This is a genomic window from Streptomyces sp. NPDC017246 (genome assembly GCF_044331325.1).
GTDB lineage: Bacteria > Actinomycetota > Actinomycetes > Streptomycetales > Streptomycetaceae > Streptomyces.
This window is the reverse complement of sequence record NZ_JBIRMW010000002.1, coordinates 396,614-423,456: the sequence shown is the minus strand read 5'-3', so window position 1 is coordinate 423,456 and position 26,843 is coordinate 396,614. Positions and strand designations below refer to the sequence as shown.

The following is a 26,843-nucleotide window of genomic DNA, read 5'->3' as shown; positions in this document are numbered from 1 at the left end:
CCCCCTGTTTCCCGTGCTCTGTGAGCCTTGTGGCGCCTAGGACGGTTCCCCGTCCGGCGCCGGGGGCGCGGGAGCCCCGTACCGGGTCCGCAGCACGCCGAGGACGCCCGTCGCCGCCGCCGTCAGCGGTACGGCGAGCAGCATCCCCAGGATGCCCGCGACGGACGCCCCTGCCGTGATCGCCAGCATCACCGCGGCCGGGTGCATCTGCACGGTGCGGCTCTGCACCATCGGCTGGAGCACATAGCCCTCGATCATCTGGACGGCCAGGACGACGGCGAGCACCCACAGCGCGATGGCGAAACCCCGGTCGGCGAGCGCGACGAGGACGGCGACCGCGCCGGAGAGGAAGGCGCCGAGGTACGGGATGTAGGCGGTCACGAAGACGAGCGCGGCGAGCCCCACCGCGCCGGGTACGTCGAAGACGACCAGCCCGAGGCCGATGAGGACGGCGTCGACGAGGGCGACGAAGGTCGTTCCCCGCATGAAGCCCTCGACGGCCTCGAACGCACGGCGGGCCATGGCTTCGACGAGGTCGCCGGTGGCGCGGGGAGCGAGGGCGCGCAGGGCCCCGGCGGCCCGGTCCGAGTCCCTCAGGAAGAAGAAGATCAGCACGAGGGAGAGGGCGGCGGTGGCGAGCATCCCGCCGACGACGCTGATGCCCGTGAGGACGCCGGATGCGGCGGTTCCGCCGAACTGCTTCAGGAGGCCCTCGGCGTTCTTGGCGAGGTCGTCGAGGGAGGTCCCGGCCGGGCCGAGGTGCTCGGCGATGTCGGTGGCGGCCTGGCGGAGCGAGGCGACGATCTGGTCGCCGGTCTCGAAGAGCGCGGCGACGACGATGTACGTGGCTCCGCCGACGACCGCGAGGACGGCGACGACGGTGAGCGCGGCGGCGAACGACTTCCGGACCTTCATCCGGAGCAGGCGCCGGTAGAGGGGCCCGAGGAGGGCGGTGCCGAGGATCGCGAGGAGGACGGGGGTGACGACCGTCTCGAAGACGACGCACAGCCAGATGCCGAGGGCGGCGACCCCCGCGGCGAGGAGCAGGACGACGCACCAGGCGCCGACCCGGCGGGCGGGTTCGGGAAGGAGCGGCGGCGACGTCTGCACCCGACCACCGGATCACGCCCTTCGGCGTGTCGTCGCGCGCTGCCGGGCCGTACGGGTGACGGGGTGTCAGCGGCGGGGAAGGCCGCCGTACGCCGGGAGGGCACGCGCGCGCGTGGACACGGGGAGCGAGGCACGCACGCGTGTGGGGCCGGACCCCGGTCCGGCCCCACACGGCTACGCCCGCCGCTCGGCGGCCACGCCTCTCGCTCGTCGGCCAGGCCCACCGCTCGTCGGCTACGCCCGCCGCTCGGCGGTCGCGGCCGTCTCGGCTTCTACTCGCCCATCCCGTGAACCGCCGGGATCGTCCCGAGCCGGCCCGCCTGGAAGTCCTCGAAGGCCTGGCGGAGTTCGGCCTGGGTGTTCATGACGAACGGGCCGTAGTGGGCCATCGGCTCACGGATCGGCTGCCCGCCGAGGAGCACGACCTCCAGGTCCGGGGTGTTCCCGTCCTGCTTCTCGTCGGCGCGGACGGTCAGCGCGCCGCCCTTGCCGAAGACGGCGGTCTGGCCCGTGTGCACGGGGCGCCGCTCCGCGCCGACGGTGCCGCGTCCGGCCATGACGTACGCGAGGCCGTTGAAGTCCTCGCGCCACGGCAGGCTGATCTCGGCGCCGGGCCGCAGGGTCGCGTGGATCATGGTGATCGGGGTGTGGGTGATGCCCGGCCCGTCGTTGCCGTCCAGCTCGCCGGCGATGACACGGAGCAGCGCGCCGCCGTCGGGGGAGGTGAGCAGCTGGACCTGGCCGCCGCGGATGTCCTGGTAGCGGGGGGCCATCATCTTGTCGGCGGCGGGCAGGTTCACCCAGAGCTGGAGGCCGTGGAAGAGGCCTCCGCTGACGACGAGGGACTCCGGCGGCGCCTCGATGTGAAGCAGACCCGCTCCGGCGGTCATCCATTGAGTGTCACCGTTGGTGATGGTGCCGCCGCCGCCGTTGGAGTCCTGGTGGTCGAAGACGCCGTCGATGATGTAGGTGACGGTCTCGAAGCCGCGGTGGGGGTGCCAGGGCGTGCCCTTGGGCTCTCCGGGGGCGTACTCCACCTCACCCATCTGGTCCATCATGATGAACGGGTCGAGGTACTGGTAGTTGATCCCGGCGAACGCGCGGCGCACCGGGAAGCCCTCGCCCTCGAAGCCCGAGGGCGCCGTGGTCACGGCCAGGACGGGGCGGGAGACGGCGTCGGCGGGGGCGGCGACGCGCGGCAGGGTGAGCGGGTTCTCGACAGTCACAGCGGGCATGGTGGGGCCTCCTTGTGCGACCAGTTTAGTTGAACGATGAACTTCCTGCCACCCGGAACACGGAACGCCCGGGAGGAATTCCTCCCGGGCGTATCCCCACGTCTCCAGCGGTACGTATCCAGCCGTACGCATCCAGCCCGCGTCAGCCGTACATCCGCCGCATCGCGAAGTCGACCATCTGCTCCACGGCCTTCGCGTCGAAGACCATCCGGTGGTCGCCCTCCATGTCGAGGACGAAGCCGTACCCGGTCGGCAGCAGGTCGATCACCTCGGCGCCGGTGATCACGAAGTACTTCGACTCCTTGCCCGCGTACCGCCGCAGCTCCTTGAGCGAGGTGAACATCGGGATGACCGGCTGCTGGGTGTTGTGCAGCGCCAGGAAACCGGGGTTGTCACCGCGCGGGCAGTAGACCTTGGAGGTCGCGAAGATCTGCTGGAAGTCCTCGGGCGCGAGGGTGCCGGTCGTGAAGGCGCGTACGGCGTCGGCGAGGGAGGGCGGCGAGGGCTCCGGGTAGAGCGGGGGCTGCTGCCCGTACCCGCCCTGCATGCCTCCCTGCATCCCGCCCTGCATGCCGGCCTGCATCCCGCCCTGCTGCGGCGGGGCGTACTGCTGCTGGGCACCCGGATTCTGCTCGTAGCCGTACATGGGGCCAGCCTATCGAGCCCCGCCCGGTCGCAGCACGGCCCGTGGCCCGTTCCCGCCCGGCACCGGCCCACCGCGAACCCACCGCAAACCCTCCGTGCCCACCGATCGCAAACCCGCCCCACCCACCGCTCGCGGCCCTTCACGCCCTTCGCACGCGTTTTCGTGCGGCCACGGTCTCTTGCTAGGTTCGCGTGAGCAATTTCCGGCTGCCACGGGGGTAGAAGATGGCGCTGAACGCCACTTGGGAAGAGCTGTTCGGCGGGACCGCACCGCCAGGACAGCCCGCGACGATGACCCTGGCGGGAGTACCCGCGCCCGACTCCGGCGGAGGAGGCGGCGGGAACGCGGATCTGAAGGCCGACACGGGGCCGTGGCACGAGGCCGGCAACACCGCCGGTGAGCTGCGCACCTCCACCGCCGCCTCGCTCACGGACCTCGACACCGCGAACGAGGGCGTCAGCGGCGGCACCACCGGTTTCGCCTCCTCGGGCGCCCTCACCGAGATCCTCGGCACCTGGAAGGCCCGCCTCACCGCCGTACGCGACGAGTGCGGCCGCCTGGAGGGCGCCCTGAAGAGCGCGGGCCGCGACTTCGGCGAGCGCGAGGCCGCCACGCAGCGGAAGATCGCCGCCGAGGCGCCGGCTCCCGCGCGGAAGGAAGGCTGAGCCCCGTGCCCACCTGGCAGCAACTGCGCGATGTGAAGCTCGACGAGTACTCGGACGCCGCCGACGGCTGGGGCAAGGTCAGCTCCCGTGCCAACTCGGACAAGGACCGTGCGGAAAACGGCATGTTCGCCAAGATCCACGGCACGCAGAAGGGCGAGACCGCCACGAAGGCGGGCGGCGACGTCCAGCAGCTCTCCCGCAACTACCAGTATCTGCACACCGAGTGCGGGCTGATCCGCACGGCGCTCAACGGCCTCGCCACCGAACTCGCGGCCCCGCAGAAGAAGTTGAAGCAGGCGCTGGAGGACGCGGAGAACCTCAGGTTCACCGTGAAGCCCGACGGCTCGGTCGAGTACCCGACGGATTCCCTCGTCCTCTCGCCCGGCACCAACACCGCCGAGCACGGCGCCCCCGTCCCGCTCGCGCCCGGCAAGGGCGAGGGGGTCGGCAGCGCCGACGCCAACAAGGGCAAGGCCGAGGACATCGCGGAGCGCATCGGCGACGCCGTCCGCGAGGCCGACGAGATCGACAGCCGGTACGCCTCCGCCCTGCGCAGGCTCAAGGCCGATCCCGGTCTGGAGGTCAGCGCCGAGGACCTCGTCGACGCCGCCGCCGACACCAAGGCGCTCCAGCAGGCCGCCGGGAAGTACGCCGACGACGACAAGATCCCGCACGGCGGGTCCGCCAAGGAGAACGCCGACTGGTGGAACGGCCTCAGCCAGGAGCAGCGTGACGAGTACGCCACGCTCTACCCGGCCTCGGTCGGCGCCCTGGACGGCATCCCGTCCACGGTCCGCGACGACGCCAACCGGATGGTCTTCGCCGAGAACCGGGCGCAGATCCAGACGGACCTGAACAGGCCCGCGCCGAACCAGTACATCCCGAACCCGAACGGCAGTTACCCGGCCGCGGTCCTCAGCCCCGAGTACAAGCAGTGGCAGAAGGACCAGGAGCGGCTGAAGGATCAGCTCAAGGGCAGCGACTCGATCCAGGCCCGCTTCGACGCCACCGGCGAGGGGGGCCTCCCGGAGGCGTACCTCCTCGGCTACGACAAGGAGGGCATCGGGCGGGCGATCATCGCCAACGGCAACCCCGACACCGCCGACCACACGGCGGTCTACGTGCCGGGCACGACGACGAACCTGAAGGACTTCGACGAGGACATCAGCCGGATGACCGACATGTGGCGGGAGACGCAGTCCCTGTCACCGGGTTCGAACGTCTCGACCATCACCTGGTTCGGCTACGAGGCCCCGCAGTCCATCGCGACCGACGCCACGCAGAAGGACTACGCGTACGACGGCTCCCCCAAGCTGCTCCGGTTCATGGACGGCCTGGAGACGGCGCAGGGCGGCCCCGACAACAGCCACACCACGATCATCGGGCACAGCTACGGCTCGACGGTCGTCGGCGACGCCTCCAACAAGGGCGATCTGGCCGCCGACGACATCATCGCAGTCGGCAGCCCCGGCATGCTCACCGGCCGGGCCGAGGACCTCGACGTCGGCAAGGACCACGTCTGGTCCGAGGCGGCGACGAGCGACGTGGTGCCGGCGGGCGGCAAGCTCGCCGGGCTCGGCGGCTACACATGGGGCGTCGAGACCTGGAACGGTGTCCCGTTCAACGCCGGATACGTGCAGACCGTGCCGTCGGACGAGCTGTTCGGGGCGCACCGGATGGACGTGGACACGAGCGGCCACACCGACTACTGGGAGAAGGACTCGGAGAGTCTCTCGAACCAGGCGAAGGTCGTGATCGGTGAGTACGACAAGGTGAACGAGGACGACTGATGACCACCGGCAACCACTCCACCAGAGTCCGCGGGGCGGCGCTCGGCGCCCTCCTCCTGTGCCTCACCACCCTCGCGACGGGATGCTCCATGAACGACGACGGCGGCGCCGACGACCTGGGCTACACCCCCACGACGCTCGATGTGCCGGATGCCAAGACGCGGACGAAGGAGGTCTCCAGCGAGATCTTCGACATGATCGGTCTGCCCGGCGCCACGTCCACCCCGATCGGCCCGGGCGCCTCCACCTGCCCGGAGGACCGTGAGCACCTCTTCAAGATCCGTCACCCCTGGTCGGTGTACGGCGTCTCGGAGGAGGAGCTGAAGGAGGGCTTCGAGCGGCTGCGGCAGGCGCTGCCCGCCAAGGGCTGGAAGGTCGTCTCGTACGGCCCGAACAACAGCAAGGCCAAGAGCCTGGCGCTGCTCGCGGAGTCCGAGAAGGAGCACTTCGCCGTCAACGCCGAGCTGTGGGTCGGCAGCACGGACCCGAAGAAGAAGAACCTCATCCACGTGAGCCTCGTCTCCGGCTGCTTCCGGGCCCCCGAGGGGACGGACCTGAAGGGTCTGTACTGAGCGGCTCACCGTCTGTGAGAGGGGCCCGGGGCATATGCTCCGGGCCCTTTTCCTGCGGCTCGTGTCACAGATGGCCGGAAAGGGGTTGCTCTTATTACCCGTGGGTAGCATCATCGTAGAGAAGCGTGGGCTACTCACCGGTAGTACGAGCGGTACGAGCACGGCCACGCTCGCGTACCAGGACATCCGCCTCCCCGAGCCTTACGGAGCCGTCGCCATGGGGCACTACAAGTCGAATCTCCGCGACATCGAGTTCAACCTCTTCGAGGTTCTCGGCCGCGACAAGGTGTACGGCACCGGGCCGTTCGAGGAGATGGACGTCGAGACCGCCAAGAGCATCCTCGACGAGATCCGCCGCCTCGCCGAGAACGAGCTCGCGGAGTCCTTCGCCGACGCCGACCGCAACCCGCCGGTCTTCGACCCGGAGACCAACACCGCCCCCGTGCCGGCCACCTTCAAGAAGTCGTACAACGCCTTCATGGAGTCCGAGTACTGGCGCCTCGGCATCCCCGAGGAGATCGGCGGCACCGTCTCCCCGCGCTCCCTGATCTGGGCGTACGCGGAGCTGCTCCTCGGCTCGAACCCGGCCATCTGGATGTACTGCTCCGGCCCGGCCTTCGCCGGCATCCTCTACACCGAGGGCAACGAGGCGCAGAAGAAGGCCGCGCAGATCGCCGTCGAGAAGCGCTGGGGCTCCACCATGGTGCTCACCGAGCCCGACGCGGGCTCGGACGTCGGCGCCGGCCGCACCAAGGCCACCCAGCAGGAGGACGGCTCCTGGCACATCGAGGGCGTGAAGCGCTTCATCACGTCCGGTGAGCACGACATGGAGGAGAACATCCTCCACTACGTCCTCGCCCGCCCCGAGGGTGCCGGCCCCGGCACCAAGGGCCTCTCCCTCTTCCTCGTCCCGAAGTACGAGTTCGACTGGGAGACCGGCGAGCTGGGCGAGCGCAACGGCGTCTACGCCACCAACGTCGAGCACAAGATGGGCCTCAAGGCCTCCAACACGTGCGAGATGACCTTCGGCGACCGTCACCCCGCCAAGGGCTGGCTCATCGGCGACAAGCACGACGGCATCCGCCAGATGTTCCTCATCATCGAGTTCGCCCGCATGATGGTCGGCACGAAGGCGATCTCCACCCTCTCCACGGGCTACCTCAACGCCCTGGAGTACGCCAAGGAGCGCGTCCAGGGCACCGACCTGGCCAACTTCATGGACAAGGCCGCCCCCAAGGTCACCATCACGCACCACCCCGACGTCCGCCGCTCGCTCATGACGCAGAAGGCGTACGCCGAGGGCATGCGCTCCCTCGTCCTCTACACGGCCTCCGTGCAGGACGAGATCGCGATCAAGGAAGCGGCCGGCGAGGACGCCAAGGCGCTGCACGGCCTGAACGACCTGCTGCTCCCGATCGTCAAGGGATACGGCTCCGAGAAGGGCTACGAGCAGCTCGCGCAGTCGCTCCAGACCTTCGGCGGCTCCGGCTTCCTCCAGGAGTACCCGATCGAGCAGTACATCCGGGACGCCAAGATCGACACCCTCTACGAGGGCACCACGGCCATCCAGGGCCAGGACTTCTTCTTCCGCAAGATCGTCCGCGACCAGGGCGCGTCCCTGAACGCCCTCTCCGAGGAGATCAAGAAGTTCCTCGCCGTCGGCACCGGCGGCGAGGACCTGGCCGGCGCCCGCGACTCGCTCGCCAAGGCCGCCGTCGACCTGGAGAGCATCGTCGGCACGATGATCACCGACCTCACCGCCACCGGCGAGGACGTCAAGAACATCTACAAGGTCGGCCTCAACACCACCCGCCTGCTGCTCGCCTCCGGCGACGTCGTCGTCGGCTACCTGCTGCTGCGCGGTGCGGCCGTCGCCGCCGAGAAGCTGGCCGCGGGCGCGGCCGCCAAGTCCGCCAAGGAAGCGGCCTTCTACCAGGGCAAGATCGCGGCCGCGAAGTTCTTCGCCGCCAACGTCCTGCCCGGCGTCAGCGCCGAGCGCGCCCTCGCCGAGGCCGTCGACGGCTCGCTGATGGACCTGGACGAGGCCGCGTTCTAAGAACGCCCCGAAGGCGCCCCCGGGCGCCTCTCGTCCTGCCGGTACGGCCCGTCCCCGGGGAGGGGGGCGGGCCGTACCTGCTTTCTCCAGTGGCCCGGTCCGCCCCGGGCCCCCGCCCCGCTCCCCGTACGGGCTCCCGACTTCGCGTTCCGGTCCCTGCGTAAGGTGACCCCATGAGCAGCGCAGCTTCCCGTCCGACCGCCGGCGCCTTCGACCGCGGACACACCGACGACCTCATGGCCTTCCTGACGGCATCGCCCTCGCCGTACCACGCGGTCGCGAGCGCCGCCGAGCGGCTGGAGAAGGCCGGCTTCCGCCAGGTCGAGGAGACCGCGTCCTGGGACGGGACGAGCGGCGGGAAGTACGTGATCCGCGGCGGGGCGATCATCGCCTGGTACGTGCCGGAAGGCGCCACCGCCCACACCCCGTACCGCATCGTCGGAGCCCACACCGACTCCCCCAACCTCCGCGTCAAGCCGCAGCCCGACATGGGCGCGCAGGGCTGGCGCCAGGTCGCCGTGGAGGTCTACGGCGGCACCCTCCTCAACACCTGGCTCGACCGCGACCTCGGCCTCGCCGGCCGCCTCACCCTCCGCGACGGCAGCCACCACCTCGTCAACGTGGACCGGCCGCTGCTGCGCGTCCCGCAGCTCGCCATCCACCTCGACCGGGGCGCCAACGACGGCCTCAAGCTGGAGCGCCAGCGCCACATGCAGCCCGTCTGGGGCATCGGCGAGGTCCACGAGGGCGACCTGATCTCCTTCGTCGCCGCCGAGGCCGGCGTCGACGCCGAGGACGTCAGCGGCTGGGACCTGATGGTCCACGCCGTCGAGGCGCCCGCCTACCTGGGCCGCGACCGTGAGCTGCTGGCCGGCCCGCGCATGGACAACCTGCTCTCCGTCCACGCCGCCGTCGCCGCCCTCGCCTCCCTCGCGGGCCGCGAGGACCTCCCGTACATCCCGGTCCTCGCCGCCTTCGACCACGAGGAGAACGGCTCCGAGGCCGACACCGGCGCCCAGGGCCCCCTCCTCGGCAACGTCCTGGAGCGCTCGGTGTACGCGCGCGGCGGCTCCTACGAGGACCGGGCGCGGGCCTTCGCCGGCACCGTCTGCCTCTCCTCGGACACCGGCCACGCCGTCCACCCGAACTACGCGGAGCGCCACGACCCGACGCACCACCCGCGCGTCAACGGCGGCCCGATCCTCAAGGTGAACGTCAACCAGCGCTACGCCACCGACGGCAGCGGCCGCGCGGTCTTCGCCGCCGCCTGCGAGCGGGCGGGCGTGCCCTGGCAGTCGTTCGTCTCCAACAACGACATGCCCTGCGGCACGACGATCGGCCCGATCACCGCCGCCCGCCACGGCATCAAGACCGTCGACATCGGCGTCGCGATCCTCTCCATGCACAGCGCCCGCGAACTCTGCGGCGCCGAGGACCCCTACCTCCTCGCGAACGCGCTGGTCGCCTTCCTGGAGGGCTGAGTCCGCAGGCGCGCCCGCGTCCCGCCGCGGCGAAACATCCGCGAAAGGTCCCGCCGGGCAGCCTTGCCCCATGCACCGTCATGAGGGCCCCCCGCGGGGGAAGTTCGCCGCAGGTCTCACCGTCGCCGTCGTGCTCGCCACGACGGCGGCGGGGTTTCTGGTCGGCACGTTCGACGAACGGCCCCCGTGGGGCACGGACATCGCCTACGAGGGCGGCTTCGTCCAGGCCTCCCGCATCCGCGGGTACGACGTGGACGGCTCACGGACCAGGGCGCTGCTCGACGGGGAGTGCGCGCTCATGGAGCGGCAGGGGATGGGCGGCGACCGGGCCGTCCACGACCCGGCGGCCTGGGTCGCCGGCTGCCTGGACGGGGCCGCGGGGCGCCCGTCCAGGAACCAGGGAATAGTCCGCTGACCGCGGCCGCCGGGGGTGTCCTGTCGACCGGGCCGGATCGGGGAGCGGCGTGACCGGCACGCCACCCCCCGGGCGTCGGGCTAGGCGTCGAGCCCGGCGAGGATCAGGGGAAGGCGGGCCGCGCCCGTCCCGGTGATCTTCACCGGCACACCCCAGTCCTGCTGGTGGACGTGGCAGGCCGGGTACTCGTTGGCCGGGTCGTCGTCGCAGGACGCGGCCATCGCCGAGACGTGCAGGACACCCTCCGTGAGCTCCGGGTTCAGGTCGAGCTCCCGGAAGAGGTCCGTGCCCGTGCCCTCGCCGCCGAGCAGCAGCTCCGGCGGGGTCGAGGAGACCAGGAGCCGGGTCGAGGGGCCGTACCGCTCGTCCAGCTTCTGCCCCGTCGGGGCCTGGAAGACGATGTCGAGCCGGAGCCGGCCGGGGGCGACCTCGGTGGCCTCGCGCCGGGTGCGGTGGGCGACGGCCTCGACCTGGACGGCCTCCTCGGGCAGGCGCAGCCGGGTCAGCCGGTGCCGGGCGGACTCGACGACCACGATGTCGCCGTCGACGAGGACCGCGTCGCTGGGCTCGCGCAGATCGGTCGCGAGGGTGCTGACCTCACCGGTGGCGGGGTCGTAGCGGCGCAGGGCGTGGTTGTACGTGTCGCTGACGGCGACCGAGCCGTCGGGCAGGGCTGTCACGCCCAGCGGGTGCTGGAGCAGGGCCTGGCCGGCGGCGCCGTCGCGGTGGCCGAAGTCGAAGAGGCCGGTGCCGACGGCGGTGCGGACGGCGTATCCGTCGCCGTCCCGCTCGACCCAGCGCAGGGCGCTGGTCTCGGAGTCGGCGATCCACAGCCGGTCCTCGGTGGCGGCGAGCCCGGACGGCTGCGCGAACCAGGCCTCGGCGGCCGGGCCGTCGACGAGCCCCTCGTTGGTGGTGCCGGCGGCGACCTCGACGGTGCCGCTGTCGGGGTCGTACGTCCACAGCTGGTGGACACCGGCCATGGCGATCCACACCTTGCCCTGCCACCAGGCGACGTCCCACGGCGACGACAGGTCGACGTCCAGGGCGGGCCCGGAGGTGGGAGATCCCTGCCACCACTGCTTCCCGGTGCCGGCGACGCGCTCGATCGCGCCGGTCTCCGGGTCGAGGACGCGCAGGGCGTGGTTCACGGTGTCGGCGACGACGATCCTGCCGTCGGGCAGCCGCGCGAGGCCCTGGGGCTCGCGGAAGACGCCCTCGCCGATCCGCCGCACGACGGTCTCGCCGTCGGCGGCGAGCTCGACGAGCTGGTGCCGGGTGGTGTCGGAGACCAGGAGGTTCCCGGACGGCAGCAGAATCGCCTTGCCGGGGAACCGCAGATCGGTGGCGACGGGCTCGGGCGCCACGTACGGCCCGTCGCCGCGCCGCAGCGTCCCCTTGGCCTCGTGCTCGGCCTCCAGCTCCTCGACGAGCGTCCGGATGGCGTTGGCGTGGCCCTCACCGGCGTGCTGGGCGACGACATACCCCTCGGGGTCGATCACGACGAGCGTCGGCCACGCGCGCACGGCGTACTGCTTCCAGGTCGCGAGCTCCGGATCGTCCAGTACGGGGTGGTGCACCTCGTACCGTTCGACGGCGTCGACGACGGCCTGGTGCTCGGCCTCGTGCACGAACTTCGGCGAGTGCACGCCGACGATGACGAGCGTGTCGCGGTGCTTCTCCTCCAGGTCGCGCAGCTCGTCGAGGACATGCAGGCAGTTCACACAGCAGAAGGTCCAGAAGTCGAGGACGACGACTTTGCCTCGCAGGTCGGCGAGGGTCAGTTCGTCTCCTCCCGTGTTGAGCCAGCCGCCCTTGCCGATCAGCTCGGGGGCACGGACACGGGCACGGCGGGGCGCGGGCGCGGGGGTGGGCACCGGGGCGGCATCGTTCATGCTTCAAGCTTGCCATCCGGGTGTGAATGCCGGATCACGCGTGTACGTCGGGGGTGGCGGTCCCCCGCCCTAGGGGAACGCTCAGGGGTCTGTCGGGGTCGAGACGGGTGAGATCCGCCGATCCCGCGGGCATCCATACCCGTATGAAATATCTCGTACGGGACAAGATCTTCGCGATCGGCGACGACTACTGGATCGAGGACGAGCAGGGCCGTCACGCCTTCCTCGTCGACGGCAAGGCCATGCGGCTGCGCGACACCCTGGAGCTGAAGGACCCCGACGGGCACGTCCTGATCACCCTGCGGCAGAAGATGTTCAGCCTGCGGGACACGATGACCATCGAGCGCGACGAGAGACCGCTCGCGACCGTCCGCCGCAAGCGGCTCTCACTGCTGCGCAACCACTACCGGGTGACGCTCGTCGAGGGCACGGAGCTGGACGTCAGCGGCCGGATCCTGGACCGGGAGTTCACCGTCGAGTACGAGGGGGAACTCCTGGCCCACATCTCCCGGCAGTGGTTCCACGTCCGCGAGACATACGCGGTGAACGTGGTCCGTGAGGACGCGGACACGGCGCTGCTCGTGGCCGTGGCGGTGTGTGTGATCCGGATGTCCGAGCGCGAGCGGGAGGACTGACACGGCCGGGTCCCGGGGCCCCGCCGGCGGACCGGGGACCTAGACGGCCTTCGCCGCCGTCCGCTCCAGCGCCTGCTCCAGGTCCGCCCACAGGTCCTCGACGTGCTCGATGCCGACCGAGATCCGGACCGTGCCCGGTCCGATCCCGGCCGCGTCGAGCGCCTCCGCGTCGAGCTGGTGGTGGGAGGTGGAGGCCGGGTGCATCACCAGGGTCTTCACATCGCCGAGGGAGACGCTGAGGGAGGCGAGCCGGACCGCCTCCACGAAGGTACGGCCCGCGTCCCGGCCGCCCGCGAGGTCGACGGAGACCACCCCGCCGCCGCCACGGGGCAGCAGCCGCGCGGCGATCTCCCGGTCGGGGTGGCTCGCCAGGGCGGGGTGGCGCACGGCCGCGACGGCCGGGTGGGCGGAGAGCCGGGCCGCCAGGTCGGCGGCGCTCGCGCACTGGCGCTCCATGCGCAGGGACAGGGTCTGCATGCCGCGCAGGGTGAGCCAGGCGGCGAACGGGTCGGTGGACGCGCCCTGTTCGACGGAGTGGTGGCGGATACGGCGGTACAGCTCGTCGTCCTTGAAGACGGCGGCGCCGCCGAGGACGTCCGCGTGCCCGGCCAGGTACTTGGTGGCGGAGTGGACGACGATGTCGGCGCCGTGGTCGAGGGGCCGGCAGAGGAGCGGGGAGGCGAAGGTGTTGTCGACGGCGACGGGGACACCGGCCTCGGCGGCGACGGCCGCGAGCGCGGGCAGGTCGGAGACACGGGTGGTCGGGTTGGCGATGGTCTCCAGGTAGAGGAGCCGGGTCTCGGGACGCAGGGCCGCGCGCACCTCCTCCGGGTCGGTGCCGGAGACGTACGTGACGTCGACGCCCCAGCGGGTGGCGAGGTCGGTGAGGACCGCGTACGTGCCCCCGTACAGACAGGTCTGGGCGATGACGTGGCCGCCGCTGCCGAGCAGGCCGAAGAGGACGGCGTTCACGGCACCCATGCCGGAGGCGTAGGAGACGGCGGCGACGCCGCCCTCCAGACGGGCGACGGCGTCCTCGAGGGTGCGCACGGTGGGGTTGCCGAGGCGGCTGTAGAGGAAGGCGTCCCCGGAGGTGAAGGCGGTGGCGAGGGCGTCGGCCGAGTCGAAGGCGAAGACGTGGCCCTGATGCAGGGGCACACCGAGGGGCCGGCTGCCCGCGACCTCGACATGGGGCGGGTGCACGGCGAGGGTCTCGGGGCGGGGGGTGGGAGTGGGAGTGGGAGTGGGGGAGGGGGCGGGGGAGGGGGAGGGGGAGGCCGGGGAAGCGGCGGCGGGGGAAGCGGCGTCGGCGTGGCTCATGAAAACAGTCTGTGGACAGGGCGTTTGCCATCCCAGGTCCAATCCCGGCAGATTGGTTCGGCGATGAAGCCAATCGATCGGTCCCCCGACAGGCACGACCCCGGTGACCCGAGCCCCGACGACCTCGTCTCCCGACTCGGGCGCTGGTCGGCCGGCCGCGGACCGCTGTATCTGCTGCTCGCGGCCCGGCTGCGCCGGCTGGTCGACGAGGGCGCGCTGCCCCCGGGCGCGCTCCTGCCGCCGGACCGGCGGCTGGCGAAGGCGCTGGCCGTGGGCCGTACGACGGTGGTCGCCGCGTACGACACCCTCCGCCAGGAGGGGCGGCTCGTCCGGCGGCAGGGCAGCGGAACCCGGGTCGCGCGGCACGCGCTCGCCCCGGACGCGCCCCGGGCCACGGAGACGCCCCGGGTCGCGGAGACCTCGAACCCGCTGTTCCTGCACCTTCTGGAGGCGCCGGACGACGTGATCCTGCTGAGCTGCGCGGGGCCGACGCAGCCGCCGCCCGAGCTGGCGGAGGCGTACCGCTCACTCGTCCTTCCGGACAGCGACCTCGGCTACCACCCGGCCGGCCTCGGGGCGCTGCGGCAGGCCGTGGCGGCGCGCTACGCGGCGCGCGGGGTGCCGACGGAGCCGGAGCAGATCCTGGTCACCACCGGTGCGCAGCAGGGGCTTTCGCTGCTCACCCGGCTGCTGCTGGCGCCGGGGGACGGGGTTCTGGTGGAGGCGCCGTCGTATCCGGGGGCGCTCGGCCTGTTCCGGGAGGCGGCGGCCGTTCCGTTGCCCGTGGCGGTCGGTCCGGACGGTCTCGACGTGGCGGCGGCGGTCGGGGTGATGGAGCGTCACCGCCCGGCCCTGGCGTATGTGGTGGCGCGGTTCCAGAACCCGACGGGGACGGTGCTCCCGCCGCTCGCCGGGCGCCGGCTGGTCGCGGCGGCGAACGCGCTGGGGGTGCCGCTCGTCGACGACGAGGTTCTCGACGACCTGGCGTTCGACACCGCTGAGGAAGCTCCGTCGCTGTCCGCGTACGGCGAGGTGATCGCGGTCGGTTCGCTCAGCAAGGTCGTGTGGGGAGGGCTGCGGATCGGCTGGGTGCGCGGCCCGGCGCCTCTGGTCGCCCGCCTCGCCCGCTTGAAGGCCCTGCACGACCTGGGGTGCGATGTTCCGTCCCAACTGGTCGCGGCTCGGCTCCTCGACGACTTCGCGCCCGTACGGGAGGCCCGGCTGCGCGCTCTGCGCGCGGGCCACGCGCATCTCGGGGCCGAGCTGGCCCGGCTGCTGCCGTCCTGGTCCTGCGCCCCGGCGACCGGTGGCCAGACGCTCTGGGTGCGGCTCCCCCACGGCGACGGGGTCTCCTTCGCCCAACTCGCCCTCCGGCACGGGGTGGCCGTCCTCCCGGGTGCGACGGCCGATGCCCTGGGCGGCAGCGTCCGTCATCTGCGTCTGCACTTCCTGTTGCCGCCGGAGAAGCTCACGGAGGCGGTACGGAGACTGGCGGCGGCCTGGGCGGAGTACACGCCGGGACCGGAACCGGAGCGGGCGGCGCTGCGGGGCATCACCGTCTGAGCAGGCACGGAGCATCCGGCCTTGCGTCTCGGGCATCACCACGGAAACATACGGTGCACCTGCAAAGTGATGATCATTCTTTCATGGGGGCGCAGCGGCATGGGTTTTGACGAGGACTGGGCAGGAATACGGTCCGGCACTACGGCGGATGCCTCCGTCGGCATGCGGTTGAACCAGCTCGACGGCGGCGGCGGAGGTGGCCCGTCGGGCGGTGCGCCCGACCTCGCCACCGCACCCGCAAAGAAGAAGGCCGCCGCGAACACCATCGAGACCGAGCTGGAGCCGGACACGGCCAAGGCCGCCAAGGTGGCGGACGCCGCCACGACCGCCGCCGTCGGCGGCTTCGAGGGCTGGGCGACGGCGGCCGGCCTCAAGACCGTCGAGACCACCTGGGACAACCAGGTGAAGGGCCTGCTCGCCCGGCTCGCCTCCGAGAAGACCGCCCTGCGCGGCACCGCGGTGGCGTTCGGACAGCAGGAGCTCGACACCCGGGCCCGGATCGCCGGGGTCCGGCCGGCCTCGTCCATCGAGCGGTACTGAGGGGGCGGACGGACATGCTGACGTACTCCGAGATCATGACCACCGACCTGGGCAAGCTCGCCACCACCGCCGACAAGTGGACCGAGATGGCGGGCGATCTGCACAAGGTCGAGGAGCGCTACCGGGACAGCGTGCAGTCGCTGACGACGGCGCAGACCTGGCTGGGCGAGAGCGCGACCGCCGCCCACACCAACTTCGCGGCGACCCGGTACGAGTACCAGGCGGCGCAGAGCCAGGCGAAGGCCACCGCGACGCTGCTGCGCAACGCCCACGAGCAGTTCACCGAGCTGAAGAAGCAGCTGGACAACGCCCGCGCCGACGCCGTCAAGGCCGGGATGAAGGTGTCCGAGCAGGGCAGGGTGGCCTACGACTACGAGCGGCTCTCGCCGGGCGAGCGCAGCGCCCTGCAGCACGACCCGGACGGCGCCAAGAGCGTCCGGGAGGCCGAGACGGCCTGGACCGAGCACCTCGACGGCTGCGTCAAGGCCTTCGACGTCGCCGACCAGGACCTGAAGAAGGACCTGGAGGCCGTGGTCAGGGACGGCTACGGCAACAAGAACGACGAGACGCTGGGCACCGGGTTCAACGGTGACGCCGGCAAGGTCGCCGCGGCCGACGACAAGGCCGAGGACGACCGGACGAACCTCGCCTGGCTGAAGATGAAGGACGACGAGACGCTCGACGACTACGTCCAGCGGCTCCAGCGCGACGGCATCGCGAAGCTCACCGGCAACGAGAAACTGGCCGATCTGGTCGACAAGTTCACCAAGGGCACCATCACGGCGGGCGCGTTCGCGGGTGCCCTGACCGCGGCCGGCCTGTACTCGTACAAGCTGTCCAAGGCGATCCGGCCGCCGTTCGTCCACCCGACCGCGCCCGGCACCTTCCTGTCCCGGCAGTTCAACATGCGGCTGGCCGGGGCGGCTCCCGGGAGTCTGCTCACCAAGGTGCCGCCGGGGCTGGCGACGGCGCTGACCGGCTCCGACGAGGCCGCCATGTTCGGCGGGTTCATGCGCAACGGCGCCTTCTTCATGCCGACGGCCGCCGAGGCCAACCTCCTGAAGGTCGCGCAGAACGGCGGCCTCGCCAACGCGGCCAAGGCGGCCGGCTGGATACGGGGCGCGGGTGTCGTGGGCGGCGTCGCGGCCACCGCGTACGGCGTGGCCAACCTCGCCACGTACAACACGGACATGATCAAGGCCGACCCGGCGAAGTTCGCCTCGGACCTCACCGGAACGGCGTTCAGCGCCTCGATGACGGCACTGACCGTGGCCCCGAACCCGGTCACGCTCGGTCTCGCCGTCGGCACGGGCGTGGCCTACGGCGCCGCGCTGATCTGGGACAACCACGAGGCCATCGGGAAGGGCATCGAGGAGGCCGGGGACTGGATCGGCGACAAGGCGTCCGACGTGGGGTCCGGCATCGCGAGCGGGGCGAAGAAGCTGGGCAGCGCGCTGAACCCCTTCGACTGAGTCCGCCCGGTCCGTCCTCCCCGTCACCGAAAGGGAACCCGTCCATGCACACCCAGGTCAGCCCGTTCGAACTCCACGCGTGGAAGGAGGGGAACCGGCACGACTACCGCGCGGGCTGGAAGGGGGTCTCGCCGGAGTTCGGCGAGATCCTGCTGACCTGCCCGCTCCCCCGCACGCATCCCGAGACGATCGTCTCGGAGGTGCGCGGCGGGCACCTTCCCGTCACCTCCTTCGAGGCGCGCGGGATGCACGCCGAGGGGCTGAGGCTGCCGACCCTGAACCGGTCGACGCTGCGGGTCGGCGACCGGATGGTGTACGTGGAGCGGAACCGTTTCGGCGCCACTCTCGACCAGCGCGCCCTGACCATGCGGTACGCCGGCGACCGCTACCGGCTCGCCGCCCTCGACAAGAACGCCTACGTCCTGACCCGCGAGGCCGACGCCGAGGACCCCGGGGTCACGGTCACGGTCCGCGAGACCGGGCGGGGCAAGAACCGCAGACTCTCCGTGCGGGTCGCCGGGCGCGCCGAGGGCGGGGACCTGGCCCTGGCCCTGATCTTCGCGGGCGTCGACCGCTCCGTCCTGACGCGGGTCGGCGCGGTGAAGGCGGGCCTCTCCCGCGTGACCCATTTCTGGACCGAGTCGCAGTACTGACGGCCGGGCCGAGTCGCGGTACCGATCCGGCCGGCCCGAGCCGCGGTACGACCGGCCGGGCCGAGTCCCGTGCCGGCGGCCCGGCCACGTCCGTTCCACCACCCATCCGTCTACCCGAGTGAGCGACACATGCCTTCCTTCGACGTGACCCGATCCCGTTTCCGGCTGGCCGACGACGAGGTCTTCGTCCTCGCCCAGCTGGCGACCGGGCAGCCGGTCCCGGAGTCCATGGCGCCCGCCGGGGCGCGGCTGCGGGACTGCGGGCTGATGAACGGGGCCGGGGAGCTGTCCGCGCTCCTGCTGCCCCTGGTGCAGACCCTCGTACGGCCGTCCGTGATCGTCTCCCTGGAGGCGGGCGGGCGGCAGGGCACGCTCCACCACGGCCTGCTGATCGGCGACGACCACGTCGTCTGCCACGAGACGTGGCCGGGCCAGGAGGAGGCGGAGTACCGCCTCGTGGAGCCCAGGACCGTGGTGTGGACGCTGGCCGATCTGATCGGGCTGCGCCGGTCCGGCGTTCCCGAGGCCGGGGAGCAGGTGGTCGAGACGACCGTGGGCGTCCTGGAGGCGGGGCTCGCGGCGCTGGAGAAGGCCGCGTCGACGCCCGGCGCGGACGACCGGGCGCTGGTCCTGGAGGCGCTGCGCGCGGCGGGCACGGCGGACGACACCGCCGCGCCGCTCGCGGAGCTGATCGTGGAGGTGCGCTCCAACTGGCGGATGACCTCGGCCTGGCAGGGCCGTCAGGACGGGGTGCGGGGGGTGACGGCCCGCGCGGTGGCCGCCTGGGACTGCGGGCCGCTCGGCTACTGGCTGCGGGAGCTGCCGGCCGAGCCGCTGGCGGAGGGCGGGGCGTCGGCGGACAGCGCGTTCCGGCTGCGCCGTGTCGCTCCGAAGCGGATCTGGCAGGAGCTGACGGGGCTGCTCCCGGACGAGGCGGAGCTCGTACGGGAGCAGGCCCCGCCGGAGGCGTGACCGGAAGGCCTGGAGCCCTGCGGACCCTGCCTGCCCGGGAGGCCCTGAGCCCGGCAGGGCCCCGGCAGGGCCCGGCGGGAGCCCGGCGGGAGCGGGGCCGCTCAGCCCCGCTTCGGTGGCGCGATGCCGAGGACCCGGTCCTTCAGGGCCGGGAACTGGTCACGGGTGGTGGTGACCTTCGCCGGGTCGAGGACGACCCGGAGGATCTCCTCGTCGGGGCCCGCCTCGGCGAGGGTCTCGCCCCAGGGGTCGACGACGATCGAGTGGCCGGCCTGTTCGACGCCCGCGTGGGTTCCCGCCGTACCGCAGGCCAGGACGTACGCCTGGTTCTCGACGGCGCGGGCCCGGGCGAGCAGGCTCCAGTGGGCGCGGCGGCGGGCGGGCCAGCCGGCCGGTACGACGAAGGCCTGGGCTCCCGCGTCGACGAGCCCGCGGAAGAGCTCGGGGAAGCGCAGGTCGTAGCAGGTGCCGACGCCGACGGTGAGGTGCGGCAGGTCGACGGTGACCAGGTCCTCCCCCGCGGCCATCATCACCGCCTCGCCCTTGTCGAAGCCGAAGCGGTGGATCTTCCGGTAGGAGGCGGCGAGTTCGCCGTCGGGGGAGAGGACGAGCGAGGTGTTGTAGAGGGCGCCGCCCTCGGCCTCGACGAAGGAGCCGGCGTGCAGCCAGACCCCGGCGTCGCGGGCGGCGGCGGCCATCGCCCGGTGGGTGGGGCCGTTCAGCGGCTCGGCCTCGGCGGCGAAGGACTCGTACGCGAAGGCGCCCATGGGCCACAGTTCCGGCAGGACGACGAGGTCGGCGCGGCCGGATTCCTCCCGTACGAGGCGCCCCACTCGGGCGCGGCGGGCGTCGACCGGTTCGTCCGGGTCTACCGCGATCTGGATCAGCGAGGCGCGCACACTACCACCGTCCTGGCATTCGAGCCGTCAACACCGGCCTACGATCGTCACACGAAAGCACTGCCGGGGTGCCTCCGGGCAGCGTAACTTAGCGTCCAAGCCTCCCACCCAGTCGTGTTTTCAGCCCGCGCACCGAAGAACCGCCGAGGGGTCCCGTGACCGTCCATCCCAGCCTCCAGAACTACGCCGACGCCTGGACCCATTCCATCGAGGCGATAGCCGAGCTGGTGCAGCCGCTCGTGGAAGGCGAGTGGAACCGGCCGACACCGTGCCCCGGCTGGTCGGTTCGGGACATCGTGTCCCATGTGATCGGCATGGAGACGGAGATGCTCGGCGACCCGCGGCCGATCCATTCCCTGCCCCGCGATCTGTACCACGTGCGCAGTGACTTCGCGCGCTACATGGAGGTCCAGGTCGATGTGCGGCGGCACCACACCGCGCCGGAGATGACCTCGGAGCTGGAGTACATCCTGATCCGCCGGGCCCGTCAGCTCCGGAACGAGAGCCGCTCCCCCGAGCATCTGATCCGCGCCCCTCTCGGTGCCGAGCAGTCCCTGGAACTGGCCTACCGGATGCGTGCCTTCGACGTGTGGGTGCACGAGCAGGACCTGCGGCTCGCGCTCGGCGTGCCGGGCAACCTGGACTCGGCGGGCGCGCATGTGACGCGTGACGTGCTCCTGGAGGCCCTGCCGAAGGTGGTCGCCAAGGACGCGGGCGCGCCGGCCTCTTCGGCGGTCGTCCTCGATGTGAGCGGTCCGGTGGAGTTCCTGCGGACGGTACGGGTCGACGCGGAGGGCCGGGGTTCGATAGACGGTGCCCCCTCGCTGGGCCCCGCGGTGACGCTGGCGACGGACTGGGAGACGTTCGTCCGTCTGGCCTGTGGCCGGGTCCGGCCGGCCGATGTGGCCGACCGGGTCAAGACGGAGGGCGACGAGGCGCTGGCGCGGGCCATCCTCGACAACTTCGCGGTGACGCCCCGGTAGGAGCCCGTACGGGGGCGTCGGGTCCCTGCGCACGGGGGTTGTCCCTGCACGGGCGTGTCCCTACACGGGGACGTGCACGGCCTCCACGCGGCTGGCGACGAGCCGTTCGCGTTCCCTGCGATGGGTGCGGGCCTTGAGACGCAGGATCTGCACGACGCCGACGGCCTCCAGGACGAAGACGGACGAGAACGCGATCCGGTAGTTGTCGCCGGTCGCGTCGAGCAGCACGCCGACGGCGAGCAGTGTGGTCATCGAGGCCACGAAGCCGCCCATGTTGACGATGCCGGACGCGGTGCCCTGACGCTCGGGCGGATTCGCCGGGCGGGCGAAGTCGAAGCCGATCATCGAGGCCGGTCCGCAGGCGCCGAGGACCAGGCAGAGGGTGACGAGCAGCCACATCGGCGCGTGCTCGCCGGGGTACGCGAGGGTGGTCGCCCACAGCAGGGCGGTCGCGGCGACGGTGCCGAGGGCGAGCGGGGCGCGGGCCGTGTGGTGGCGGGCGATGATCTGCCCGTACGCGAGGCCGACGACCATGTTCGAGAGGACGACCAGGGTGAGCAGGCCGCCCGCGCCCGACCGGGAGAGGCCCTGCGCCTCGACGAGGTACGGCAGTCCCCACAGCAGCAGGAAGACCATCGCGGGGAACTGGGTGGTGAAGTGCACCCACATGCCGAGCCGAGTGCCGGGTTCCCGCCAGGACTGGGCGATCTGACGGCGCACGAAGGCGGCGCCCGCGTGGCCGGCGGGCTGGGGTTCGTGGCCCTCGGGGTGGTCCTTGAGGAAGAGCAGCAGCAGGACGAGGACGAGGACGCCCGCGAGGGAGCTGCCGACGAAGGTGGTCGTCCAGCCGAGGCCGTGCAGGGCGCGGGCGATGAAGACGGTGGAGACGAGGTTGCCGGCCATGCCGAAGAGCGCGGCGACCTGGCCGATGAGCGGGCCGCGGCGGGCGGGGAACCAGCGGGAGCCGAGCCGCAGGACGCTGATGAAGGTCATGGCGTCGCCGCAGCCGAGGAGGGCCCGGGAGGTGAGCGCCGTGCCGTACGAGGGGGAGAGCGCGAAGCCCAGCTGGCCGAGGGTGAAGAGGACGACGCCGAGGGCGAGGACCTTCTTGGTGCCGAGCCGGTCGACCATGAGGCCGACGGGTATCTGCATGCCCGCGTAGACGAGCAGCTGGAGTATGGAGAAGGTGGAGAGCGCGGAGGCGTTGACGTCGAAGCGTTCGGCGGCGTCGAGTCCGGCGACCCCGAGGGACGTGCGGAAGATGACGGCGACGAAGTAGACGGCGACGCCGACGCCCCAGACGAGGGCGGCGCGGCGGCCGCCGGGCGGGTCTCCGGGGAGGGTGACGGCGGAGCCGTACCCCTTCTGGCTGCCGCGGCTCACCGGTCCTCACCCCGGACCAGGACCTTGACCCAGCTGAGGTGCTGGCGCACGCAGTGCGCGGCGCCCTCGGCGTCGCCCGCTCTTATGCGGTCGAGGATCTCGGCGTGTTCGGTGATGTTCTTGGCGACGCGGTCGGGCTGGGACTGCATCACGGCGACGCCCATCCGCAGCTGGCGGTCGCGGAGCTGGTCGTAGAGGCGGGAGAGGATCTGGTTGCCTGCGTGCTGCACGATCTCGGCGTGGAAGCACCGGTCGGTGACGGCGACCTCCGCGAGGTCTCCGGCCGCGGCCCGCCGCTTCTGTTCCTCCAGGAGCTCTTCGAGCCGTTCGACGAGCGAGGCGGGGGCGGGCACGGCCCGGCGGACGGCGAACTCCTCGACGAGCAGCCGGGTCTCGACGACGTCGGCGATCTCCTGGGCGGAGACGGCGAGGACGAGGGCGCCCTTCTTCGGGTAGAGCCTGAGCAGGCCTTCCATCTCCAGCTTGAGCAGTGCCTCGCGGACCGGAGTCCTGGACACCCCTACGGCGAGGGCGAGTTCGCCCTCGGTGAGGAGGGTGCCTCCCTCGTAGCGCCGGTCGAGTACGGCCTGCTTGACGTGCATGTAGACGCGGTCGGCTGCGGGGGGAGCGGATGCCATGGACACAGCATAGATACAACAGAGGTGCAACAGGCCCCCCGTCCGCATCCTGGACGACAGAGACGTCCGGCGGTGGCCGAGGCCACCGCCGGACGTTTCACGTGAAACAGGCCAAGCTGTCCGTCACGCCCAGGTGATCAAGCGCTTCGGCTGCTCCAGGATCGCGGCGACGTCCGCCAGGAACTTGGAGCCGAGCTCGCCGTCGACCAGTCGGTGGTCGAAGGAGAGGGCCAGCGTGGTGACCTGGCGCGGCTTCACCTTGCCCTTGTGGACCCACGGCTGGAGCTTGATCGCACCGACCGCGAGGATCGCGGACTCGCCGGGGTTCAGGATGGGCGTACCGGTGTCGACGCCGAAGACGCCGACGTTGGTGATGGTGAAGGTGCCGCCCTGCATCCCCGCCGGGGTCGTCTTCCCCTCGCGGGCGGTGGAGATCAGCTCGCTCAGCGACGCCGAGAGCTCGGGCAGGGTCTGCGCGTGCGCGTCCTTGATGTTCGGCACGAGCAGACCGCGCGGGGTGGCCGCGGCGATGCCCAGGTTCACGTAGTGCTTGAGGACGATCTCCTGCGCCGCCTCGTCCCAGGCCGCGTTGATCTCCGGGTTGCGCTTCACCGCGACCAGGACGGCCTTGGCGATGAGGAGCAGCGGGTTGACCCGCAGGCCCGCCATGTCCGTGCCGGACTTGAGCTCGTCGACCAGCTTCATCGTGCGCGTGATGTCGAAGGTCACGAACTCGGTGACGTGCGGGGCGGTGAAGGCCGAACCGACCATCGCCGCCGCCGTGGCCTTCCGTACGCCCTTGACGGGAACACGGGTCTCCCGGGCGTCGGCCGACACGACGGGAGCGGCCTGGACGGCCACCGGGGCCGCCACGGGCTCGGCCACGGGCGTCGGGACCGCCGGGGCCGCGACGGCCGGCGCGGGCGCCGGAGCGGCCGCCGCGTGGACGTCGTCACGGGTGATGATGCCGTCCGGGCCGGTCGGGGTGACCGTCGCCAGGTCGACGCCGAGGTCCTTGGCGAGCTTCCGGACCGGCGGCTTGGCCAGCGGGCGGCCCGCCGCCGGCGCGTGCCCGTTGAGCTGCTCCGGTACGACGACGGGAGCGGCCCGCACCGGAGCGGCCGGGGCGTTCACTGCCGCACCCGGCGCCGCCTTGCGGGGCCGGCGCTTGGTGGAGCTGGTGGCGACGCCGTAGCCGACGAGGACCGGCTGGCGGCCCTGCGGCTCCTCCTCGGCGACGGGCACGACGACGGGCACGGCGGCCGCCGGGGCGGGCTCGGCCACCGGGGCGGCGGGCGCCTCGGGTGCCGCCCCGCCACCGACGTTCACCGAGATGATGACCTCGCCGACGTCGACCGTGGTCCCCTCGGCGAAGAGCAGTTCGTGGACCGTGCCGTCGAAGGGGATCGGCAGCTCGACGGCGGCCTTGGCCGTCTCGACCTCGATCACGACCTGGCCATCGGTGACGGTGTCACCGGGCTGCACGTACCACTTGAGGATCTCGGCCTCGGTGAGGCCCTCGCCCACATCGGGCATCTTGAATTCGCGGATCGTCACGGTGCTCTCCTCAGTACGCCAGCGAGCGGTCGACGGCGTCGAGCACGCGATCCAGACCCGGCAGGTACTCCTCCTCCAGGCGCGCCGGCGGATACGGCGCGTGGTAGCCGCCGACCCGCAGGACGGGGGCCTCCAGGTGGTAGAAGCAGCGCTCGGTGATCCGGGCGGCGATCTCCGCGCCGGAGCCGAAGAACACCGGCGCCTCGTGGACGACGACCAGGCGGCGGGTCTTCTCGACCGAGGCCTGGATCGTGTCGAAGTCGAGCGGGGAGATCGAGCGCAGGTCCACGACCTCGATCGACTTGCCCTCCTCGGCGGCGGCCTCGGCCACCTCCAGGCAGGTCTTCACCATCGGGCCGTAGGCCAGCAGGGTGAGGTCCGTGCCCTGGCGGGCGACCCGGGCCTTGTGCAGCTCGCCGGGGATGGCCTCGGTGTCGACCTCGCCCTTGTCCCAGTAGCGGCGCTTGGGCTCGAAGAAGATGACCGGGTCGTCGCTCTGGATCGCCTGCTGGAGCATCCAGTAGGCGTCGGAGGAGTTCGCCGGGGTGACGACCTTGAGGCCCGCGACGTGCGCGAAGAGCGACTCGGGGGACTCGGAGTGGTGCTCGACGGCACCGATGCCGCCGCCGTACGGGATGCGGATGACGACCGGCATCTTCACGGTGCCGAGCGAACGGGCCCGGATCTTCGCCAGCTGGGTGACGATCTGGTCGTACGCCGGGAAGACGAAACCGTCGAACTGGATCTCCACGACCGGCCGGTAGCCGCGCAGTGCGAGGCCGATCGCGGTGCCGACGATGCCGGACTCGGCGAGCGGGGTGTCGACGACACGGTCCTCGCCGAAGTCCTTCTGCAGTCCTTCGGTGATCCGGAAGACTCCGCCGAGCTTGCCGACGTCCAGGCCCATGATGAGGACCTTGGGGTCGGTCTCCAGGGCCTTGCGCAGCGACTCGTTGAGCGCCTTCGCGAGGGGAAGCTTCTGAACAGCCATGATTACTCGGCCTCTCCGTTCGCGAAGGACGCCTGGTAGGCGGCGAACTCCGCGCGCTCCTCGTCGACGAGCGCGTGCCCGTCCGCGTACACATTGTCGAAGATCGCCATGTGCTCCGGGACGGGCATGGCGCGCACGACCTCGCGGACCTGCTTGCCGAGGGCCTCGCTCTCCGCCTCCAGCTCCTCGAAGAAGGCCGCGTCGGCGTGGCCCTCGTTCTCCATGTACGTCTTGAGTCGCTGGATCGGGTCCTTCGCCTCCCAGGCCTCGCGCTCCTCGTCCCGGCGGTACTTCGTCGGGTCGTCGGAGGTGGTGTGGGCGGCCATGCGGTAGGTGAACGCCTCGATGAGCGTCGGGCCCTCGCCGCGGCGGGCGCGCTCGAGCGCCGACCGGGTCACCGCCAGGCAGGCGAGGACGTCGTTGCCGTCGACGCGGACGCCGGGGAAGCCGAAGCCGGCGGCACGCTGGTAGAGCGGGACGCGGGTCTGCTTCTCGGTGGGCTCGGAGATGGCCCACTGGTTGTTCTGGCAGAAGAACACGACGGGGGCGTTGTAGACCGCGGAGAAGACGAACGACTCGTTCACATCGCCCTGGCTGGAGGCGCCGTCACCGAAGTACGCGAGTACGGCGGAATCCGCGCCGTCCTTGGCGATACCCATGGCATATCCCGTGGCGTGCAGGGTCTGCGAGCCGAGAACGATCGTGTACAGGTGGAAATTGTTGGTGCTGGGATCCCAGCCACCGTGGTTCACACCGCGGAACATTCCCAGCAGATTCGTGGGGTCGACGCCACGGACCCACGCGACACCGTGTTCGCGATAGGTGGGAAAGACGTAGTCGTCGTCCCGAAGGGCCCGGCCGGAGCCGATCTGGGCGGCCTCCTGGCCGAGCAGCGAGGCCCACAGGCCCAGCTCGCCCTGACGCTGCAGCGCGGTGGCCTCTGCGTCGAAGCGGCGCGTGAGGACCATGTCGCGGTAGAGACCGCGCAGCTCCTCGGCGCTCAGGTCGATGTCGTAATCGGGGTGCTGGACGCGCTCTCCCTCGGGCGTCAGCAGCTGGACGAGCTCGGGCTCCGTCGCTCCCGCTTCGGCGCGCGTGCTCGTCTTCTTGGTGGTGCTGGTGCTCGCGCTTGCGGTGCGCTTGGTGCCGCTGCTGCGTCGCGTCGTCTTGCGCGCTGCAGTGCTCTCCACGGTCACGTGCGTGCTCCTCCGTCGGTCCGGCCCCCGGGTTCGCCGGGCAAGGCCAGTGCGGCTCTCCGCCTTATCCGTACCCTTCGCACGGGGTGGGTGCGACGCGGCCGGGGTCGGGCGTGACAGGTGCCCCGGCGAGCGCCCTCTCATAGGCACGTTACCCACAGCGCGGCATTCCCGCG

24 protein-coding genes are annotated in these 26,843 nt (G+C 71.6%); 13 read left to right on the top strand and 11 right to left on the bottom strand.

The annotated features are described in order from the left end of the window. Positions 1–36 precede the first annotated feature (36 nt). The 3 genes from ACH4MY_RS06630 to ACH4MY_RS06620 form a co-directional block, all read right to left on the bottom strand. Positions 37–1,110 (bottom strand): AI-2E family transporter, encoded by a 1,074-nt coding sequence (locus ACH4MY_RS06630; protein ID WP_397998431.1) that lies wholly within the window; start codon positions 1,108–1,110, stop codon positions 37–39. A 272-nt stretch (positions 1,111–1,382) separates the two neighbouring features. Beyond that, entirely contained in the window at positions 1,383–2,345 is a 963-nt protein-coding gene (locus ACH4MY_RS06625; protein WP_397998429.1) for a pirin family protein, read from the bottom strand. Between the two features lie 142 nt (positions 2,346–2,487). After that, a complete protein-coding gene (locus ACH4MY_RS06620; RefSeq protein ID WP_030321391.1) occupies positions 2,488–2,991 on the bottom strand; it encodes an SseB family protein in 504 nt (167 codons plus the stop codon). Positions 2,992–3,215: 224 nt separating this feature from the next. On the opposite strand from ACH4MY_RS06620, the gene ACH4MY_RS06615 reads away from it, so the two are divergent. The 6 genes from ACH4MY_RS06615 (at position 3,216) to ACH4MY_RS06590 (ending at position 9,970) form a co-directional block, all read left to right on the top strand. After that, complete coding sequence (locus ACH4MY_RS06615; RefSeq protein ID WP_397998426.1) at positions 3,216–3,656, top strand: hypothetical protein; 441 nt, start codon at positions 3,216–3,218, stop codon at positions 3,654–3,656. A 5-nt stretch (positions 3,657–3,661) separates the two neighbouring features. Continuing rightward, positions 3,662–5,446 carry an alpha/beta hydrolase gene (locus ACH4MY_RS06610; RefSeq protein ID WP_397998424.1) on the top strand — a complete coding sequence of 595 codons (1,785 nt, stop codon included), beginning with the start codon at positions 3,662–3,664 and terminating at the stop codon, positions 5,444–5,446. Next, positions 5,446–6,018: a hypothetical protein gene (locus ACH4MY_RS06605; RefSeq protein WP_397998421.1), complete on the top strand. Its 573-nt coding sequence runs from the start codon at positions 5,446–5,448 to the stop codon at positions 6,016–6,018. The genes ACH4MY_RS06610 and ACH4MY_RS06605 overlap by 1 nt, the downstream gene beginning before the upstream one ends. A gap of 217 nt (positions 6,019–6,235) precedes the next feature. Next, on the top strand, positions 6,236–8,074 hold the full coding sequence (locus ACH4MY_RS06600) for an acyl-CoA dehydrogenase (protein WP_397999370.1): 1,839 nt from the start codon (positions 6,236–6,238) through the stop codon (positions 8,072–8,074). 173 nt (positions 8,075–8,247) lie between these two features. Then, positions 8,248–9,555: a M18 family aminopeptidase gene (locus ACH4MY_RS06595; protein WP_397998418.1), complete on the top strand. Its 1,308-nt coding sequence runs from the start codon at positions 8,248–8,250 to the stop codon at positions 9,553–9,555. A 70-nt stretch (positions 9,556–9,625) separates the two neighbouring features. Then, on the top strand, positions 9,626–9,970 hold the full coding sequence (locus ACH4MY_RS06590) for a hypothetical protein (RefSeq protein WP_397998415.1): 345 nt from the start codon (positions 9,626–9,628) through the stop codon (positions 9,968–9,970). An 80-nt stretch (positions 9,971–10,050) separates the two neighbouring features. Here the strand turns inward: ACH4MY_RS06590 and ACH4MY_RS06585 are convergent, their stop codons facing one another. Beyond that, entirely contained in the window at positions 10,051–11,865 is a 1,815-nt protein-coding gene (locus tag ACH4MY_RS06585; protein ID WP_397998412.1) for an NHL domain-containing thioredoxin family protein, read from the bottom strand. Positions 11,866–12,008: 143 nt separating this feature from the next. Here ACH4MY_RS06585 and ACH4MY_RS06580 point away from each other — a divergent pair, with 143 nt between their 5' ends. Further along, complete coding sequence (locus ACH4MY_RS06580) at positions 12,009–12,500, top strand: LURP-one-related/scramblase family protein (RefSeq protein WP_397998409.1); 492 nt, start codon at positions 12,009–12,011, stop codon at positions 12,498–12,500. 39 nt (positions 12,501–12,539) lie between these two features. Here the strand turns inward: ACH4MY_RS06580 and ACH4MY_RS06575 are convergent, their stop codons facing one another. Beyond that, positions 12,540–13,820: a trans-sulfuration enzyme family protein gene (locus tag ACH4MY_RS06575; protein WP_397998407.1), complete on the bottom strand. Its 1,281-nt coding sequence runs from the start codon at positions 13,818–13,820 to the stop codon at positions 12,540–12,542. 63 nt (positions 13,821–13,883) lie between these two features. Between ACH4MY_RS06575 and ACH4MY_RS06570 the strand changes: the two genes are divergently transcribed. The 5 genes from ACH4MY_RS06570 to ACH4MY_RS06550 all read left to right on the top strand — a co-directional run bounded on the left by ACH4MY_RS06570 (position 13,884) and on the right by ACH4MY_RS06550 (position 19,020). Continuing rightward, positions 13,884–15,383 carry a PLP-dependent aminotransferase family protein gene (locus ACH4MY_RS06570; RefSeq protein ID WP_397998404.1) on the top strand — a complete coding sequence of 500 codons (1,500 nt, stop codon included), beginning with the start codon at positions 13,884–13,886 and terminating at the stop codon, positions 15,381–15,383. A gap of 162 nt (positions 15,384–15,545) precedes the next feature. After that, complete coding sequence (locus ACH4MY_RS06565) at positions 15,546–15,923, top strand: hypothetical protein (RefSeq protein WP_397998401.1); 378 nt, start codon at positions 15,546–15,548, stop codon at positions 15,921–15,923. 14 nt (positions 15,924–15,937) lie between these two features. Next, the gene (locus ACH4MY_RS06560; RefSeq protein ID WP_397998398.1) at positions 15,938–17,395 is read left to right on the top strand and encodes a hypothetical protein; all 1,458 of its coding nucleotides are present in this window, start codon (positions 15,938–15,940) and stop codon (positions 17,393–17,395) included. 44 nt (positions 17,396–17,439) lie between these two features. Further along, positions 17,440–18,048 (top strand): hypothetical protein, encoded by a 609-nt coding sequence (locus tag ACH4MY_RS06555; RefSeq protein ID WP_397998395.1) that lies wholly within the window; start codon positions 17,440–17,442, stop codon positions 18,046–18,048. A gap of 129 nt (positions 18,049–18,177) precedes the next feature. After that, positions 18,178–19,020: a histidine kinase gene (locus ACH4MY_RS06550; protein ID WP_397998392.1), complete on the top strand. Its 843-nt coding sequence runs from the start codon at positions 18,178–18,180 to the stop codon at positions 19,018–19,020. Between the two features lie 101 nt (positions 19,021–19,121). On the opposite strand, the gene ACH4MY_RS06545 is transcribed toward ACH4MY_RS06550, so the two are convergent. Continuing rightward, complete coding sequence (locus tag ACH4MY_RS06545) at positions 19,122–19,919, bottom strand: carbon-nitrogen family hydrolase (protein WP_397998389.1); 798 nt, start codon at positions 19,917–19,919, stop codon at positions 19,122–19,124. Between the two features lie 155 nt (positions 19,920–20,074). Between ACH4MY_RS06545 and ACH4MY_RS06540 the strand changes: the two genes are divergently transcribed. Beyond that, entirely contained in the window at positions 20,075–20,902 is an 828-nt protein-coding gene (locus ACH4MY_RS06540; RefSeq protein WP_397998386.1) for a maleylpyruvate isomerase family mycothiol-dependent enzyme, read from the top strand. Positions 20,903–20,962: 60 nt separating this feature from the next. Here ACH4MY_RS06540 and ACH4MY_RS06535 read toward each other — a convergent pair whose 3' ends face one another. The 5 genes from ACH4MY_RS06535 to pdhA all read right to left on the bottom strand — a co-directional run bounded on the left by ACH4MY_RS06535 (position 20,963) and on the right by pdhA (position 26,667). Then, the gene (locus tag ACH4MY_RS06535) at positions 20,963–22,285 is read right to left on the bottom strand and encodes a nitrate/nitrite transporter (RefSeq protein WP_397998383.1); all 1,323 of its coding nucleotides are present in this window, start codon (positions 22,283–22,285) and stop codon (positions 20,963–20,965) included. Next, positions 22,282–22,923, bottom strand: coding sequence for a GntR family transcriptional regulator (locus tag ACH4MY_RS06530; protein WP_397998379.1), 642 nt, complete (start codon positions 22,921–22,923; stop codon positions 22,282–22,284). The genes ACH4MY_RS06535 and ACH4MY_RS06530 overlap by 4 nt, the downstream gene beginning before the upstream one ends. Before the next feature lie 123 nt (positions 22,924–23,046). Continuing rightward, on the bottom strand, positions 23,047–24,459 hold the full coding sequence (locus tag ACH4MY_RS06525) for a dihydrolipoamide acetyltransferase family protein (protein WP_397999367.1): 1,413 nt from the start codon (positions 24,457–24,459) through the stop codon (positions 23,047–23,049). A gap of 31 nt (positions 24,460–24,490) precedes the next feature. Beyond that, a complete protein-coding gene (locus ACH4MY_RS06520; protein ID WP_397998377.1) occupies positions 24,491–25,471 on the bottom strand; it encodes an alpha-ketoacid dehydrogenase subunit beta in 981 nt (326 codons plus the stop codon). A gap of 2 nt (positions 25,472–25,473) precedes the next feature. Then, positions 25,474–26,667 (bottom strand): pyruvate dehydrogenase (acetyl-transferring) E1 component subunit alpha, encoded by a 1,194-nt coding sequence (gene pdhA, locus ACH4MY_RS06515; RefSeq protein WP_397998375.1) that lies wholly within the window; start codon positions 26,665–26,667, stop codon positions 25,474–25,476. Positions 26,668–26,843 lie beyond the last annotated feature (176 nt).

Bases quoted from the DNA above. Each gene is read 5' to 3' on its own strand.
- ACH4MY_RS06520 (WP_397998377.1), bottom strand. From the start codon at position 25,471: ATGGCTGTTCAGAAGCTTCCCCTCGCGAAGGCGCTCAACGAGTCGCTG.
- ACH4MY_RS06615 (WP_397998426.1), top strand. From the start codon at position 3,216: ATGGCGCTGAACGCCACTTGGGAAGAGCTGTTCGGCGGGACCGCACCG.
- ACH4MY_RS06605 (WP_397998421.1), top strand. From the start codon at position 5,446: ATGACCACCGGCAACCACTCCACCAGAGTCCGCGGGGCGGCGCTCGGC.
- ACH4MY_RS06570 (WP_397998404.1), top strand. From the start codon at position 13,884: ATGAAGCCAATCGATCGGTCCCCCGACAGGCACGACCCCGGTGACCCG.
- ACH4MY_RS06580 (WP_397998409.1), top strand. From the start codon at position 12,009: ATGAAATATCTCGTACGGGACAAGATCTTCGCGATCGGCGACGACTAC.
- ACH4MY_RS06555 (WP_397998395.1), top strand. From the start codon at position 17,440: ATGCACACCCAGGTCAGCCCGTTCGAACTCCACGCGTGGAAGGAGGGG.
- ACH4MY_RS06585 (WP_397998412.1), bottom strand. From the start codon at position 11,865: ATGAACGATGCCGCCCCGGTGCCCACCCCCGCGCCCGCGCCCCGCCGT.
- ACH4MY_RS06600 (WP_397999370.1), top strand. From the start codon at position 6,236: ATGGGGCACTACAAGTCGAATCTCCGCGACATCGAGTTCAACCTCTTC.
- ACH4MY_RS06525 (WP_397999367.1), bottom strand. From the start codon at position 24,459: ATGCCCGATGTGGGCGAGGGCCTCACCGAGGCCGAGATCCTCAAGTGG.
- ACH4MY_RS06550 (WP_397998392.1), top strand. From the start codon at position 18,178: ATGCCTTCCTTCGACGTGACCCGATCCCGTTTCCGGCTGGCCGACGAC.
- ACH4MY_RS06625 (WP_397998429.1), bottom strand. From the start codon at position 2,345: ATGCCCGCTGTGACTGTCGAGAACCCGCTCACCCTGCCGCGCGTCGCC.
- ACH4MY_RS06565 (WP_397998401.1), top strand. From the start codon at position 15,546: ATGCGGTTGAACCAGCTCGACGGCGGCGGCGGAGGTGGCCCGTCGGGC.
- ACH4MY_RS06575 (WP_397998407.1), bottom strand. From the start codon at position 13,820: ATGAGCCACGCCGACGCCGCTTCCCCCGCCGCCGCTTCCCCGGCCTCC.
- ACH4MY_RS06590 (WP_397998415.1), top strand. From the start codon at position 9,626: ATGCACCGTCATGAGGGCCCCCCGCGGGGGAAGTTCGCCGCAGGTCTC.
- ACH4MY_RS06620 (WP_030321391.1), bottom strand. From the start codon at position 2,991: ATGTACGGCTACGAGCAGAATCCGGGTGCCCAGCAGCAGTACGCCCCG.
- ACH4MY_RS06560 (WP_397998398.1), top strand. From the start codon at position 15,938: ATGCTGACGTACTCCGAGATCATGACCACCGACCTGGGCAAGCTCGCC.
- ACH4MY_RS06595 (WP_397998418.1), top strand. From the start codon at position 8,248: ATGAGCAGCGCAGCTTCCCGTCCGACCGCCGGCGCCTTCGACCGCGGA.
- ACH4MY_RS06530 (WP_397998379.1), bottom strand. From the start codon at position 22,923: ATGGCATCCGCTCCCCCCGCAGCCGACCGCGTCTACATGCACGTCAAG.